Genomic DNA, 13,884 nt, shown 5'->3' with positions numbered 1-13,884 from the left:
AAACTGCCTAATCCGCCCCTGTGCCTCATCTGAGTATAGGTGTTACTAGGCCGCTCCTCACCTCGTCACGACGCTTACGCGCCTCGGCTATCCAAAGCGACTTGGCTATTCCATCTTCGGCCGGGTCCAGGCTCTCTACCAAGCGATCGGCAAGAAGGGCGCGCGCCTCGCTGGGCAGCGACAGAACCTCTTCCTCAATTTGTTCGACGGTTAAGGCCATGGGCTTGTTCTCCGGGATAAGGTTGGTGAGCCTGTTTCACTCGTAGTGCGTCCACAATCGTAATACTTTCACGGCTTGCTCTTCCTCAAGAACTTGATAAACCAAACGATGCTGAATGTTGATCCTACGCGAATACGCGCCGCTCAAATCCCCAACTAGCTTTTCGTATGGCGGCGGGTTTTGAAAAGGGTTTTCGGCAACCAGCCTTAATAATTCTTGGGCTTTTTCTTTCAATCCGGCCGCGGCAAGTTTCTTGGCGTCTTTTTGCGCTTGCTTGGTATAAACGAGTCTCCAAGTCACCAATCCAGCTCCGGAGTGCATTCCTCGGCCGGGGTATTAAGTCCCTCGACGATGGAATCCCGCATACCCGGAACGGACAAGAGAAACAGGGTTTCCTGTATGGCGGCCCAGTCCGCTTCGGATACCAGAACCGCGTTAGCCCGCTTACCCGTAATCAATATGGGCTCGTGCGACTGCGCCGCGTCATCTATCAGGCGGTAAAGATTGGAACGCGCTTCGCTTGCCGTGATGATGGTCATAGCTTCACTCCCGGAAGTTTATACATCCAGCGTACGCTTTATCGTACGCATGTCAAGCGTTCCAGCTACGGCTCTTTATTCTCTCTCCAGGAATAAGGAGTGACGCCATCTACACCGATCTCGTTGAAGCGGGCTTCAGCCCGTAACTGGCGCCTAATCGCGGGCTGAAGCCCACTCTCACAGGGGATCAACCAAACAATGATCATCAGCCTCAGGACAATCCGGCTTCGAGATACCCCGCCCATTTCTGCGGCGTGATGGTGGCCAGATAATCGCGGGCCATCTCCGGGGTCAGGAACTCGATTAGTTGACGATTCTCGACCCAGAACTCGACGACCTTGAACAAACCGCCACGCTCGCAAGTCACCGCGCGCCAGCCTTCCCGCTGGGCGATGGCATGTATGGCGGCTTCGTCGCGCGCGACGGATATCGCGGCATGGGTCGGGCTATAGCCCTGGGCTTGGCCTTCATCGACGAAACGCACCTCCTCGTCCGCTTCGCCGGGCTGCATGAGGGTCTGAGCCAGATAGACCTCGATGGCCGTGGCGTGGCCGTCGTCGCACAATGCGATGTAGCCGCCGCGGGCCGGCGGAAAGGCGAACGACACGCCGCCCAGGACTTCCGCCAGGACGGCGGCGACATGTTCGGGATTCTGGGCGGCGATGGAAATATGATGAATCATGCGGCCTCCTTCCGGCCTTGGCTGTCAATTGAGATGCGCGAAACGGCCATCCTATCATGCCTCCTGGGCGGGTAAGGCCGGCTGGGCGTCCACCTGCGCGGGCTCCTTGGCCTTCTCCAGCAGCTCCTTTTTCCGCCGGGCACTTTCGGCTTTCTCCCGCTTTTCCTCGTCCTTGCGGGCTTGGCGGGCTTCGAAGCGCTCGCGGGCGTGCTCGGCCTTTAGTCGGTCTCTCTCTTTGGCGGCGATGCGGCTCTTGGCGGCGCGGAAATACTGCACCAGCGGGATATGGCTGGGGCAGGACACATCGCAGCAGCCGCATTCGATGCAATCGGCCAGCTTGTAGTCCTGCGCACGTTCCAGCTTGTCGGCACGGCTGTACCAGTAAAGCTGCTGGGGCAGCAGGCCGACCGGGCAAGCCTGGGCGCAAGCTCCGCAGCGTATGCAGGCCAGGGCCTGCTTCTCGCCGATGACCTCGTTCGGGCCGGCCACGAGTATGCAGTTGGCCGCCTTGACCAGGGGCAGATCGTCGCCGGGCAGGGCCAGGCCCATCATGGGTCCGCCCAAAATGAGACGCTGCGCCTGAGAGGTATAGCCACCGCACTGCCCGACCAGGTCGGCGATGGGCGTGCCGATGCGGGCCAGCAGGTTTTGCGGCTGGGCCACGCCCTGGCCGGTGACGGTAACGATGCGCTCGATCAGCGGTTCGCCGTGCACGATGGCACGATAGATCGCCGCCGCCGTGCCGACGTTCTGGCACACGATGCCGGCATCGGCCGGTATGCCGTTGGCGGGCACCTCGCGGCCGGTCAACACCTGGATGAGCTGCTTCTCGCCGCCGGTCGGGTAGATCGCCGGTACCGGCACGATTTCCACGCCGGGATAGCCGCCGTGGGCCAGTTCTTCGTTCAGGGCGGCGATGGCCTCGGGCATGTCGTCCTCTATGCCCAGCAGGCAGCGGTCGACCTCCAATATCTGCATGAGGATGCGCGCGCCGCCAAGCACCTGACCGGGATAATGGCGCAGCAAGGCATCGTCGCAGGTGATGTAGGGCTCGCACTCGGCGCCGTTGAGAACCAGGGTGTCGATGGGGCGCTGCTCGCCGGGATTGACCTTCACCGCCGTGGGGAAAGCCGCCCCGCCCAGGCCGACGATGCCCGCCTCGTGGATGTGGGCGCGCAGCTCATCCGGACTGATAGCGCCGTAATCGGGTGTGCCGGCGAACTCCAGCGCCTCGTCCTCGCCGTCGGCCTCGATCACGATGCAAAGACCGGGCAGACCGGACGGATGGGGCAGTTCCCGTTCCTCGATGGCGCGGACGATGCCCGAGGTGGCCGTGTGGATGGGCGGGTTCATCGGATGCCCGTCGCGTGCGATGACCTGGCCTTTCAGCACGCGCTGGCCGGGTTCGACCACCGGCTCGGCCTCGCGGCCGCCGCGCTGCTGCAGGGGGTAGATCAGCATTTCGGGCAGGCGCGCCGTACCCAAAGAAACGCGGCTGGATTCCTCCTTGTGCGTGTCCAGGTGGACGCCGCCGGAAAACGACCAGAGCTTGAACATCAGTGCACCTGCTTGGCGGGCGCAGGCCACTGCCAGGTGGCCAGGGTATCGGGAATGGCTTCCATGCTGATGCAATCGACCGGACAGGGCGGGATGCAAAGCTCGCAGCCCGTGCATTCCGAGGCGATGACCGTGTGCATCTGCTTGGCCGAGCCCAGGATGGCGTCGACCGGGCAGGCCTGGATGCACAAGGTACAGCCTATGCATTTCTGCTCGTCGATCAGCGCCACGCTCTTAGGCTTCTCCGCCGAGGCGCCGCCGGCCAGCGGCTTGGGATCGACACCCAGCAGATCGGCCAGAGCATTCACGCCTTCCTCGCCGCCGGGCGGGCACTGGTTGATGTCCGCCTCGCCCTGGGCGATGGCTTCCGCATAAGGCCGGCAACCGGGAAAGCTGCACTGGCCGCACTGGGTCTGCGGCAGGATGGCGTCAATCTTGTCGACCAAAGGATCGCCCTCGACCTTGAAGCGCAGCGAGGAATAGCCCAGCACCAGGCCGAACACGGTGAACAGCGCACAAACCGCCAGTATCGCCAGCATGGGATCAGCCCTTGACCAGGCCGGAGAAGCCCATGAAGGCTACGGACATCAGGCCTGCGGTGATGAGGGCGATGGCGTTGCCCTTGAAGGGCTTGGGCACGTCGGCCGCGTCCACCCGCTCGCGGATGGCGGCGAACAGACTCAGCACCAGGGTGAAGCCGGCCGCGGCGCCGAAGCCGTAAAGAAAGGATTCGATGAAGCCGTGCTTGGCCTGCACGTTGAGCAGGGCCACGCCCAGCACCGCGCAGTTGGTGGTGATGAGCGGCAGGAATATACCCAGCACCTGATAAAGCACCGGGCTGCTCTTGCGCACCACCATCTCGGTGAACTGCACCACCACCGCGATGACCACGATGAACACGATGGTCCGCAGGTATTCCAGGTCCAGCGGGGTGAGCAGGTATTCGTTGACCAGATAGCTGGAAACCGAGGAGAGCGTCAGCACGAAGGTGGTCGCCAGTCCCATGCCCACCGCCGTCTCGAGCTTGCGCGACACGCCCATGAAGGGGCACAGGCCGAGAAACTTCACCAGCACGAAATTGTTGACCAGCATCGTGCCGAGCAGGATGAGCAGATAGTCTTTCATCGAGAAAGGGAATAGCCGGAGCGGGAATTACAAGTGGTCGGCCATTTTAGAGGCGCGGGCGGGCTTGTCAACTAAGTTATTGATTTCCTTATTTACCATCAGGAAAGAGTGTGTCTCTTAGCGGGATGGCCCTGCTGCCGACGGTAACGAAGATGCTCGGAAAACACGACGCTGCCTTCGCCGCCAGGTGATCTGCCCGGGCAAGGCTCAGCCGACGATCGTGCCGTAGCGCTCGAAGTAATCGGGGAAGGTCTTGGCCACGCACCCGGGGTCGTTGATGGTTACCGGCACCCCACCGAGTGCGACCAGGGAGAAGCACATCGCCATGCGGTGGTCGTCGTAAGTGTCTATGGTCGCATCCGGGATGAGCGCGGCGGGCGGCGTGACGCGGATGTAATCGGCGCCCTCCTCCACCGCCGCGCCTACCTTGCGCAATTCGGTTGCCATCGCGGCGATGCGGTCGGTTTCCTTCACGCGCCAGCTCGCGATGTTGCGCAGCGTGGTGGTGCCGTCGGCGAACAGCGCGGCGACGGCCAGCGTCATCGCGGCGTCCGGGATGTGGTTGCAGTCCAGGTCCAGGGCGCGCAGGCGGCCTTCGGCGCTCGATTCTATCCAGTTCTCGCCGACGGTGATCTTGGCACCCATGGCTGCCAACGCTTCGGCGAAGCGCACGTCGCCCTGGATGCTGTCGCGGCCGACGCCCTCGACGCGCACCGGACCCTTGCCGATCGCGCCGGCCGCCAGGAAATAGGAGGCGGACGAGGCATCGCCCTCGACGTAAAGCGTGCCCGGACTGGTATAGAAGCTTCCGGCCGGCAACGTGAATGCCTGCCAGCCGTCGCGCCGCACGTCCACGCCGAAGCGCGCCATCAGCTTGAGGGTGATTTCGATGTAGGGCTTGGAAATCAGCTCGCCGACCACACCGATGGTGATGGACCGGCCGGTCAGGGGCAGAGCCATCAGCAGCGCGGTCAAAAACTGGCTGGACACGTTGCCGCGCACCGAAACTTTGTCACCCGCTATCGTCCCCGGCCGTATCTCCAGCGGCGGAAAGCCCTCGTTGCCCAAATAGCCGACATCGGCACCCGCTTGGCGCAAGGCATCGACCAGATCGCCGATGGGGCGCTCGTGCATGCGGGCGACGCCGGAAAGCGTGTAATGCCCGCCGGACAGGGCGAGTGCAGCGGTCAAGGGGCGGAACGCGGTGCCGGCATTGCCGAGGAACAGATCGGCCTGTTTGACCGGGAAGTGCCCATCCACACCCTCCACGCGCCAGTCATCTGTGCCGGTCTGCGTGAGTTCGACGCCCAATGCCTGCAAGGCTTCCAGCATGCGGGCGGTATCGTCCGAAGCGAGCAGTTCCTTGATGTCGGTCGTGCCCCGAGCGAGCGCGGCCAGCAACAGGGTACGGTTGGAGATGCTCTTGGAGCCGGGCAGTTTGACCGTGCCGCGGGCGCCGTGGGCGGGATTGAGCGTGAGAGTTTCCATCGGGTGAGTTTGGCGAGATCAGGAATGCGGACAGCTTGGAAGCCGCCCAAAACGATCGGGGCGGCTCGTGGCCGCCCCGCTTGCGCCTCAGTGGCTGTGGCCGTGATGGCCGCCGCAGCAGGTCGGCTCCGGCTCGTTGGGGTCCACCGTGCTCTTGCTCAGGCCAGAATAAACCGGGCACCAGCGGCTCTTGCCGGTGTACAGCAGGATGGCCCCGAGCAGCAGGAGGGGAATGTTGCCGAGGAAGACCGATGCGACGGCGGCAGCGGCGCCGACGCCATAACGGATTTTCTGCTCCTTCAGGCCGACGTTGATTTCCTTCTGCAAGGCTCTCTTGAAATCGAAACTCATGGCAAAGCTCCTGGTAAATTAACAGCCGGATTGTGGGGTCTGTGAAAAAAATGCGCAAGCCGAATTCCGGTAGAATGGCGGCATGGATATCACCGCGCTCATCGATCCCCTCAATCCCGCCCAACGGCAGGCGGTCACCGCCCCGCCTACTTCCATCCTGGTTCTGGCCGGCGCCGGCAGCGGCAAGACCCGCGTGCTGGTGCACCGCATCGCCTGGCTGATGCAGGTGGAACAAGTCTCGCCCAACAGCATCCTGGCCGTCACCTTCACCAACAAGGCCGCGCGCGAGATGCGCGGGCGTATCGAACAATTGTTGAACTTCTCCGCCGGTCCGATGTGGATGGGCACCTTCCACGGCCTGGCGCACCGCCTGCTGCGTCGCCATGCCAAGGAATGCGGCCTACCCGAAACCTTCCAGATCCTGGACTCGGACGATCAGACCCGCTTGGTCAAGCGCATCCTGCGCGGTCTGGAACTGGACGAGTCGCGCTGGCCGGCGCGCCAAATCTGCTGGTACATCAACGGACACAAGGAAGAAGGCCGTCGCGCGCGCCATTTGCCCGAGGCCTACGATCCCTTCGAGCGCCAGTTGCAGCGCGTCTACCGCATCTACGAGGAGCAGTGCGAGCGCTCCGGCCTGGTGGATTTCGCCGAGCTGCTGCTACGCGCCCACGAGTTCCTGCGCGACAACCCCGAGCCCCTGGCGCATTACCGTCGGCGCTTCCGCCACGTGCTGGTGGACGAATTCCAGGACACCAACAGCATCCAGTATGCCTGGCTGAACCTGCTCACCCAGGATCACGACAACCTGTTCGTAGTCGGCGACGACGACCAGTCCATCTACGGCTGGCGCGGGGCCAAGATCGAAAATCTCCACCAGTTCCAACGCGACTATCCCAACCACCAGTTCATCCGCCTGGAACAGAACTACCGTTCGACCGGCCACATCCTCGACGCCGCCAATGCCTTGATCGCGCAGAACGAGGGGCGTCTGGGCAAGAATCTGTGGACCGAGGTCGGCGCCGGCGAGCCTATCGGCCTGTACGCCGCATTCAACGAACAGGACGAGGCTTATTTCGTGGTCGACCGCATCCGGCGCAGCGCCCAGGAAGGCGGGAGGCGGTCGGAGATGGCCATACTCTACCGCTCCAACGCGCAGTCGCGGCAGTTCGAAGAAAAGCTGATCGCCATGGGCATCCCCTACCGCATCTACGGCGGCCTGCGATTCTTCGAACGTCAAGAGATCAAGGATGCTTTGGCCTATCTGCGCCTGATCTCCAACCGGCACGACGATCCGTCCTTCGAGCGGGTGGTCAACACGCCCACCCGCGGCATCGGTGCGCGCACCCTGGATGCCGTCCGGGAATGGGCCCGGCGCGACCAGGTTTCCCTCTGGCAGGCGGCGCAAGCCTTGAGCGCAAGCCAGGAACTGCCGGCGCGCGCGCGCGGCCTGCTGGCCGCCTTCCTGGAACTGATCGAGAAGCTGGCGGCCGCTAGCCGAGACCTACCGCTGCACGAACAGGCCCGGCACGGCATCGAAAAATCCGGCCTGCTGGATCACTACCGCAAGGACAAGAGCGAGCAGGCCGAGACCCGGGTGGAGAACCTGGAGGAACTGGTCACCGCCGCGCGCCAGTTCGAAAACGAATCCCAGCCCGAGGACGAGGGCTTGAGCAAGCTCGATCAATTCCTCGCCCACGCCGCCCTGGAAGCCGGCGAGGCGCAGGGCGATCCTTCCGAGGATTGCGTGCAGCTCATGACCCTGCATTCGGCCAAGGGACTGGAATTCGAGCAGGTCTACCTGGTCGGCCTGGAAGAAGGCCTGTTCCCCAGTATGCAATCGATGGAAGAGCCCGGCCGCTTGGAGGAGGAACGCAGGCTTTGTTATGTGGGCATCACCCGCGCGCGCAAACAACTGGTCATGACCTACGCCGAATCGCGCCGGCTGTACGGCAAGGAAACCTATTCCCGGCCGTCCCGCTTCCTGCGGGAAATACCCGCCGAGCACTTGCAGGAAATCCGCCCCCGCGCCCAGGTCAGCCGGCCGGTCACGGCGGCTACGGTCACGAAGTCCGCCTCGCTCAGTTCGGGCCACGCGGGAGGTTTCAAGCTAGGGCAGCGGGTGACGCACGCCAAGTTCGGCGAAGGCGTCATCCTGCAAGCCGAAGGCGAAGGCGCCCAGGCCCGCGTGCAGGTGAATTTCGCCAAGGAAGGCGCGAAATGGCTGATGCTGGCTTACGCCAATCTGCAGCCTGTTTAGGACAAATCGACCGAGAAAAGTGCTTTGCCACACCAAAACACGGCGTACAATCCCTGCTTGTCCGGTCTAAACTGGTGCTGAGTTCGCTCCGCAAACGAGCGGGCCTGCCGACTCGCTTCCATCACTTAAGGAGGGTAAAGCCATGTTTCTCAAACAAAAAAAAGATGGCCATCTGGTCGAAGTGCTGAGCCTCAATGATCTGGTCAATCCGACCCACAAGACGCTGGTAGGACGTTTTCATTATGGCGAGGAAGTCCAGGACGCCGACAAGTTCCTCAAGACCGATCTGCAGTTCCAATCCGGCGAGGACTTGCCGCGTTGCTGGCTCGACGTCCACTACCGCGACCAGGAATTGCGCAAATAAGTACGGGCCGCGCCCGTAGCATGGACCCTATCATCAGGGTCCCCGATAGGTTAAACGACCTATTCCCCAAGACCTAACCGGAAGCCAGCCCATGCGCCGCACGGGTGGTTTCCGGCAGGCGATAACGGGTGGTACAGCGCATCACCCAATCCACCGCCGTAGCCAGCCCGATGCGGTGTCCGGCGGAAACATACAAGGGTTGCACCCCGACCCGGCTGCGCAGCACGGCCCCCACCACCTCGCCCTTATCCAGCAAAGGCACCCAACTCCCCCGTTCCGTCGGCGGCTCGTCGTGCTTACCGATCAGCCGGGTCTTGCCTACGCCGATGGCGGGCAGACCGGTCAGCAAACCCAGATGACAGGCGATACCCAGGCGCCGCGGATGAGCATAGCCCTGGCCGTCGACCAGCAGCAGATCGGGGGCCTGCCTCAAGCCTTCCAGTGCAGCCAGGATCGCCGGCACCTCGCGGAATGACAGCAATCCAGGGACGTAGGGAAAGGTCGTGGGAAGTCGCGCCACAGCCTGATCTACCGGCTGCAGACCGGGAAACGACAGGACCGCCACCGCCGCGCGCGTCGTCGTGCCGCCATCTTCGAAGCCGCAATCCACGCCGGCCACGCAGCGGATCTCTCCAAAATCGTCCGTCAACACCAGGTACTCACGCAGCGATTTCTGGATGGCGACAGCCTCGGAGGGCGTCACGTTCCAGGGATGGCGAAATGGCAATGGAATCATGTCGGAACGGGGGCGGCCGCATGCCGCCCCAATGAGGCCACGCTAGGCGCCGGTAACTGCGCGTAAAGGTGGCTCCACCGCATCCTGCCGTTCGTAATAAGCGCCTTTGACCAGATCGGCGCGCAGGGCCTTGGCGAGTGCGACGTCGCGTTGATCATCTATACCCTCCACCACGAAATGGGCATCCAGGCTGTGTATGACCGAGAGCAAATTGGTCTTGCGCCTCGCCGAGACATCCTCGTTCTGCCGCAAGGTTGAGAAGAAGGTGCGATCCAGGCGCACGAAATCCGGTGTGATGCGATAGAGAAACTCGATGCAGTAACGTTCCAGAAAAGCCGCGTTGGCCTTGTCGTCGAACTTGATGGCCGTTCCGTACCCGCGTTCCTGATAGTTCTTCAAGCCTTCGAGCAGCAGAATCAGTTGGCGGTCGTAGACCGGCGTGACGGGCACGCTGATGACCACGCGGCGCGGGGAAAGTCCGCAACGGAATATTACTTCCTCGAAATAAGCGCCGTGGTCCCGTTTGACTCCGAGGATGTGGCGGGGATGCACATGCAGAAACAAATAGCCGTTTTCATGAGCGTCGGGCAGGTAGTTCAGCATGTGGATGGTGCGAACCATGCGGTCCACGTTGATGATGCTGCCGACGTCGGCGGCATGGAAGACCTTGGCGGCCAGGTTATGGCTGGATTCAGGTTCGAATGCCTGAAGCGTGGCGTCGTGACCGATTACTTGACTGGGATCGTCTGCACGGCGGATGGGATGAAATTCACTGGCCAGACGCAGATCGCCGAAGCGGCCTTCGATCTGTCCGCCCCGCACACTGAGTGGGGGTATTTTTAATCCTTGTTCATCACTGATACGTTGATTGAAATATTCGACCAGATCGTGCAATGGCATAGCTAGTGTCCTCTTGAATTACTCCCTGATTACGCATTATCCGGAAAGAGCGGGGAACCCCACCGGATAGCCCGCGTGAGCGGGTAAATGATAGTTTGGAATGGGTACATCGCATGACGTTGTGCATGGCTTACCTCCTCGACAGATGAATTAAATAACCGGGATGAAGACCCGTGCCCGATGTATGTGTGCGGCACTTAAGCGCCTGGATTCCCTCACGTCGCCCATATAAAAAAGGCGGGCTAAATGCCCGCCAACAAGGCTACGCCCCAGGAGAGAAGTATGAACCGCTGATAGATGAAAGAGGCGCCCTAACGGGAAGAGCCGTTATGTTCGAGGCGGACTTTCTCACGCCGTTCAATCTGGACCACGCGTCCGTCATGTACGGTTAATTCGATCGATCCAAAGCGCAGGTTACGCAAAGCATCTAGAAGCTGACTGACGATGCGCGCTTCGGTTTCGGATATGCTCGCCACAGTGGGAGATGACACCTTCTTTACCTCCAATCTCCAAGTAGGTTCCTTGGGGAGAGAGTTTAAGAGGCAATTTTTATTCCGTATACGAATACGTTTTTACAAGCGAATAACCAAAAAGAATAAGCCAACGCGGCACTGGGAGCAGGAATAGCGCTAGCGCTCGGAATTTCCTTGAGCGAGATAGCGGGAGCGGGAACGCTGACGCAGACCGCCTGGCCACGGCGCGGTCTTTAACGGAACGTCATCTACAGAAATTGGCGCCGGCAAGCCCTAGTGGCCTGCCGGCGCCGAACTGGCTTGGCTTATTCGAATGCGCTTACTGTGCGTAAATCTGGTCGAACACGCCGCCATCGGCGAAATGGGCCTGTTGCGCCTTGGTCCAGCCGCCGAAAACTTCGTCAATGGTGAACAGATTCAATTGCTTGAAATCCTTGGCGTGCTTGGCGGCCACCTCGGGATCGCGCGGACGGTAATGATGCTTGGCCGCCAGCTCCTGCCCTTCCTTGCTGTACAGATAGGTCAGATACTCCTTCGCGGCATCTTCGGTACCGTGCTTGCGTACCACGTCGTCCACCCAGGCGACGGGCGGCTCGGCCAGTATGCTGAGGGAAGGAGCGACCAGTTCATATTTGTCTTCGCCGAACTCCTTGAGCGTCAGATAGGCTTCGTTTTCCCAGGTGATCAGCACGTCGCCGATTTCGCGCTCGGCAAACGACACGGTGGAACCGCGGGCCCCGGTATCCAGAACGGCGGTGTTCTTGTAGAGCTTCTTGACGAAATCCTTGGCTGCCGCTTCGTTGCCGAGCTTCTTCAGCGCGTAGCCCCACGCGGCCAGATAGTTCCAGCGCGCGCCGCCGGAAGTCTTAGGATTCGGCGTGACGACTGAGACACCCGGCTTGACCAGATCGTCCCAATCCTTGATTTTGAGCGGGTTGCCCTTGCGCACCAGGAACACCATGGTCGAGGTGTAGGGCGCGCTGTTGTTCGGCAGGCGCTTCTGCCAGTCTTCAGGGATCAGCTTGGCTTTGCTGCTCAGCTGATCGACATCGTAGGAAAGCGCCAGAGTGACCACGTCCGCGTCCAGGCCATCGACCACGGCGCGCGCCTGCTTGCCGCTGCCACCGTGAGACTGCTGCACCTCCAAAGACTTGCCGGTCTTCTGCTTCCAGTGCTTGGCGAAGAGTTCGTTGTATTCCTGGTAGAACTCGCGGGTCGGATCATAGGAGACGTTCAAGAGCTTGACGTCGGCGGCCTGCACGGACGCCGCGTTGAACAATAGAGCCGAAAGTACGGCGCCCAGCACGTTATTGAAGATTTTTGTTTTCACGCGATATTCCTTTGTTGGAAAGATGACTTGATAAAACTCATACGAAGCTTCCTCCCGCAGGGTTGGGGGACGAACGACATCCACATCCGCTTAGAATGACAACTGGAAACGGGTGGAAAAGACTTTTTCGTTGGGTCGGTCTTTGACGTGCGCCAGAGTACCTGCTCCACCATCGAAATAGGTCTGCTCGTAGTCGGCGCGAATCAGGGTGAACTTATTCAGATACCAGTTCGCCCCCAAAGACCAGGCCGTTGCATTTCGGATCGACCTACTGGGATCAAGCAATTGGAACGGCCGTCCATTGACCGTTTGGGTCTTGAAGCTGTCTTTGTCGATTTCCAGTTCGGTCCAGCGAGCAGCCAGTTGCAGCGCGCCCCATTTGCCGTTGAGCGGGTCGAAGGCTTCGCGCGGCTTCACACCCTGGAAAGTATTGTCCTCGCCGGTCAGCACGTAGGAAAACAGCACCTGCCAAGCACGATTGTCTTGCTGTATGCGCGCAGTGTCGCCAGCCGCGCCATTGGAGCCGTTTGATTTCCCTCCCAACAGCTCTTGGGATGAAATTGCGTATTCCGCCATCAAGCCAAATGGTCCGCTATACCAGTAGGCTTGAGGGTAGATTCGGTAGTGATCGCCGTCGGCCACCAGAGAAGTAGTCTTGGTATTCGCTCCGGTGGCCCCTCCGAGCGCACCATAATTCACTATGGTATTACCGCCGTTGGCACTCGATATATTGTTCAACGTGCCTTTATGGTTCGGTTGCTCCCAACTCCCCGCCACACCCACGCCCAAGCCCTCCAGGGCCTCTATGCCCGAATGCTGGAAGGGATGCGCCCAGATGCGGCCGACGAACTCCTTGTCGTCCTGCTTGCTGGAATCGCTCAGATTGGAGGCCGCACCGTTGTCGCCGCTGCCGTTGAACACGCCGAGCTGGTAGCTGATGAAGTTCCTGAAATCGACCGGGCCGCCGTAAGTGACGTCGTAACCCGGTTTGGCGAACGAACCGTGCAGCATCACCCCGACATCGCGGTTGCTGGCCAGTTGCGTGGGATAGGCGCGTTCCAGGAAGGTGCCGTCGGAGTCGCCCTGCAAGCGCTCCAGACTCAGAGGCGTCTTCTGCTTGCCGATGTTCAGGCTGGCGTAGGGGAAGTAATGCGCGTCCAGATAGGCGTCCTGCAGCAGCGTGCCGCCATTCTTGCCGAAGTCCGGCATGATCTTGAAATCGAAGTGCTTGAACAGCGTGCCTTCCAGCCAGACGCGCGCCTGCTTGAGCTCGAAGCGGTCGGGAATGTTGATGCCGTTGGCTTCGCCCCCCACCACGGCGTGGTTGTCGTCCATGTAGAACTTGCCGTCCGTCTGCAAGGCACCGCGCAAGCGCACGACATGATCGCCCTCGGGCGACACGAAGCGGACCCCATCGGCCCCCGCCTCCAACCGGGGACTGGTTTTCTTGGCGGCGTCGGCAACCTCCTTGTCGACTTCCAACTTCCGCTCGATGATTTTTACCTTGCGGTCCAGTTGCTTAACCACCGGGCTTTCAACCTCCGGGGGCTTGGTCGCCAACTGCGTATTACGTTTTTCACTTTCCTCCAGACGCTTTTCCAGCAATTCGAGCCGCTTCGTCAGCGCTTCGATTTGTGCGTCCTTGGGCGAGGCCTTGGCTTTCGCCTCGACCGCACCGATCTGGCCCAACAGCAGGCCATTGGCGACCGCGGCGAGAGCCAATAATTTGGTTTTTTTCATGGATTCACTCCAGTGGCTAAAGAACTTCCGGCAGTCCGGTGAGTTCGCTTATGAGTCGCAAATGGTTTGGGTCGCCATCGGTACGGTGGACCATTTCCTCATGTCACGAACACTGGATA

16 protein-coding genes are annotated in these 13,884 nt (G+C 61.1%); 2 read left to right on the top strand and 14 right to left on the bottom strand.

All coding sequences use genetic code 11. From position 1 onward, the window contains the following. Positions 1–25: 25 nt before the first annotated feature. The 9 genes from JWZ97_RS17105 to JWZ97_RS17065 form a co-directional block, all read right to left on the bottom strand. The gene (locus JWZ97_RS17105; RefSeq protein WP_205431603.1) at positions 26–220 is read right to left on the bottom strand and encodes an addiction module protein; all 195 of its coding nucleotides are present in this window, start codon (positions 218–220) and stop codon (positions 26–28) included. 36 nt (positions 221–256) lie between these two features. Continuing rightward, complete coding sequence (locus JWZ97_RS17100; RefSeq protein WP_205431602.1) at positions 257–520, bottom strand: Txe/YoeB family addiction module toxin; 264 nt, start codon at positions 518–520, stop codon at positions 257–259. Next, positions 517–759, bottom strand: a complete 243-nt coding sequence (locus JWZ97_RS17095) for a type II toxin-antitoxin system Phd/YefM family antitoxin (RefSeq protein ID WP_205431601.1) — start codon at positions 757–759, stop codon at positions 517–519. The genes JWZ97_RS17100 and JWZ97_RS17095 overlap by 4 nt, the downstream gene beginning before the upstream one ends. Positions 760–970: 211 nt before the next feature. After that, positions 971–1,441, bottom strand: a complete 471-nt coding sequence (locus JWZ97_RS17090) for a hypothetical protein (protein ID WP_205431600.1) — start codon at positions 1,439–1,441, stop codon at positions 971–973. 54 nt (positions 1,442–1,495) lie between these two features. Then, positions 1,496–2,998 carry an electron transport complex subunit RsxC gene (rsxC, locus tag JWZ97_RS17085; RefSeq protein WP_205431599.1) on the bottom strand — a complete coding sequence of 501 codons (1,503 nt, stop codon included), beginning with the start codon at positions 2,996–2,998 and terminating at the stop codon, positions 1,496–1,498. After that, positions 2,998–3,537 carry an electron transport complex subunit RsxB gene (gene rsxB, locus JWZ97_RS17080; protein ID WP_205431598.1) on the bottom strand — a complete coding sequence of 180 codons (540 nt, stop codon included), beginning with the start codon at positions 3,535–3,537 and terminating at the stop codon, positions 2,998–3,000. The genes rsxC and rsxB overlap by 1 nt, the downstream gene beginning before the upstream one ends. Before the next feature lie 4 nt (positions 3,538–3,541). Continuing rightward, positions 3,542–4,123, bottom strand: coding sequence for an electron transport complex subunit RsxA (rsxA, locus tag JWZ97_RS17075; RefSeq protein ID WP_205431597.1), 582 nt, complete (start codon positions 4,121–4,123; stop codon positions 3,542–3,544). Positions 4,124–4,330: 207 nt separating this feature from the next. Beyond that, entirely contained in the window at positions 4,331–5,611 is a 1,281-nt protein-coding gene (gene aroA / locus JWZ97_RS17070; RefSeq protein ID WP_205431595.1) for a 3-phosphoshikimate 1-carboxyvinyltransferase, read from the bottom strand. Positions 5,612–5,698: 87 nt separating this feature from the next. Beyond that, a complete protein-coding gene (locus JWZ97_RS17065) occupies positions 5,699–5,962 on the bottom strand; it encodes a YgaP-like transmembrane domain (protein ID WP_205431593.1) in 264 nt (87 codons plus the stop codon). Positions 5,963–6,044: 82 nt separating this feature from the next. Between JWZ97_RS17065 and uvrD the strand changes: the two genes are divergently transcribed. Together uvrD and JWZ97_RS17055 are read left to right on the top strand one after the other, a co-directional pair. Continuing rightward, a complete protein-coding gene (gene uvrD / locus JWZ97_RS17060; protein WP_205431592.1) occupies positions 6,045–8,222 on the top strand; it encodes a DNA helicase II in 2,178 nt (725 codons plus the stop codon). Between the two features lie 142 nt (positions 8,223–8,364). Then, the gene (locus tag JWZ97_RS17055) at positions 8,365–8,586 is read left to right on the top strand and encodes an acetyltransferase (RefSeq protein WP_205431591.1); all 222 of its coding nucleotides are present in this window, start codon (positions 8,365–8,367) and stop codon (positions 8,584–8,586) included. Positions 8,587–8,659: 73 nt separating this feature from the next. Here the strand turns inward: JWZ97_RS17055 and nfi are convergent, their stop codons facing one another. From nfi to JWZ97_RS17030, 5 genes are all read right to left on the bottom strand, one after another. Beyond that, a complete protein-coding gene (nfi, locus tag JWZ97_RS17050; RefSeq protein ID WP_205431590.1) occupies positions 8,660–9,322 on the bottom strand; it encodes a deoxyribonuclease V in 663 nt (220 codons plus the stop codon). Between the two features lie 42 nt (positions 9,323–9,364). After that, positions 9,365–10,222, bottom strand: a complete 858-nt coding sequence (locus JWZ97_RS17045) for an EAL domain-containing protein (RefSeq protein ID WP_205431589.1) — start codon at positions 10,220–10,222, stop codon at positions 9,365–9,367. Between the two features lie 311 nt (positions 10,223–10,533). Beyond that, positions 10,534–10,713: a DUF2292 domain-containing protein gene (locus tag JWZ97_RS17040; protein WP_205431588.1), complete on the bottom strand. Its 180-nt coding sequence runs from the start codon at positions 10,711–10,713 to the stop codon at positions 10,534–10,536. Positions 10,714–11,014: 301 nt separating this feature from the next. Then, entirely contained in the window at positions 11,015–12,025 is a 1,011-nt protein-coding gene (locus JWZ97_RS17035; protein WP_305799085.1) for a sulfate ABC transporter substrate-binding protein, read from the bottom strand. A gap of 90 nt (positions 12,026–12,115) precedes the next feature. After that, complete coding sequence (locus tag JWZ97_RS17030; RefSeq protein WP_205431587.1) at positions 12,116–13,765, bottom strand: OprO/OprP family phosphate-selective porin; 1,650 nt, start codon at positions 13,763–13,765, stop codon at positions 12,116–12,118. Positions 13,766–13,884 lie beyond the last annotated feature (119 nt).

It is taken from the genome of Methylococcus sp. EFPC2, assembly GCF_016925495.1.
Taxonomy (GTDB): domain Bacteria; phylum Pseudomonadota; class Gammaproteobacteria; order Methylococcales; family Methylococcaceae; genus EFPC2.
The sequence above is the reverse complement of the archived record's forward strand: the minus strand, read 5'-3'. Positions and strand labels throughout refer to the sequence as shown.

What these genes read in the sequence shown, in the direction of transcription:
- uvrD (WP_205431592.1), top strand. Translation starts at nt 6,045, where the DNA reads ATGGATATCACCGCGCTCATCGATCCCCTCAATCCCGCCCAACGGCAG.
- JWZ97_RS17095 (WP_205431601.1), bottom strand. Translation starts at nt 759, where the DNA reads ATGACCATCATCACGGCAAGCGAAGCGCGTTCCAATCTTTACCGCCTG.
- rsxB (WP_205431598.1), bottom strand. Translation starts at nt 3,537, where the DNA reads ATGCTGGCGATACTGGCGGTTTGTGCGCTGTTCACCGTGTTCGGCCTG.
- rsxC (WP_205431599.1), bottom strand. Translation starts at nt 2,998, where the DNA reads ATGTTCAAGCTCTGGTCGTTTTCCGGCGGCGTCCACCTGGACACGCAC.
- JWZ97_RS17030 (WP_205431587.1), bottom strand. Translation starts at nt 13,765, where the DNA reads ATGAAAAAAACCAAATTATTGGCTCTCGCCGCGGTCGCCAATGGCCTG.
- JWZ97_RS17055 (WP_205431591.1), top strand. Translation starts at nt 8,365, where the DNA reads ATGTTTCTCAAACAAAAAAAAGATGGCCATCTGGTCGAAGTGCTGAGC.
- rsxA (WP_205431597.1), bottom strand. Translation starts at nt 4,123, where the DNA reads ATGAAAGACTATCTGCTCATCCTGCTCGGCACGATGCTGGTCAACAAT.
- nfi (WP_205431590.1), bottom strand. Translation starts at nt 9,322, where the DNA reads ATGATTCCATTGCCATTTCGCCATCCCTGGAACGTGACGCCCTCCGAG.
- aroA (WP_205431595.1), bottom strand. Translation starts at nt 5,611, where the DNA reads ATGGAAACTCTCACGCTCAATCCCGCCCACGGCGCCCGCGGCACGGTC.
- JWZ97_RS17065 (WP_205431593.1), bottom strand. Translation starts at nt 5,962, where the DNA reads ATGAGTTTCGATTTCAAGAGAGCCTTGCAGAAGGAAATCAACGTCGGC.
- JWZ97_RS17105 (WP_205431603.1), bottom strand. Translation starts at nt 220, where the DNA reads ATGGCCTTAACCGTCGAACAAATTGAGGAAGAGGTTCTGTCGCTGCCC.
- JWZ97_RS17045 (WP_205431589.1), bottom strand. Translation starts at nt 10,222, where the DNA reads ATGCCATTGCACGATCTGGTCGAATATTTCAATCAACGTATCAGTGAT.
- JWZ97_RS17090 (WP_205431600.1), bottom strand. Translation starts at nt 1,441, where the DNA reads ATGATTCATCATATTTCCATCGCCGCCCAGAATCCCGAACATGTCGCC.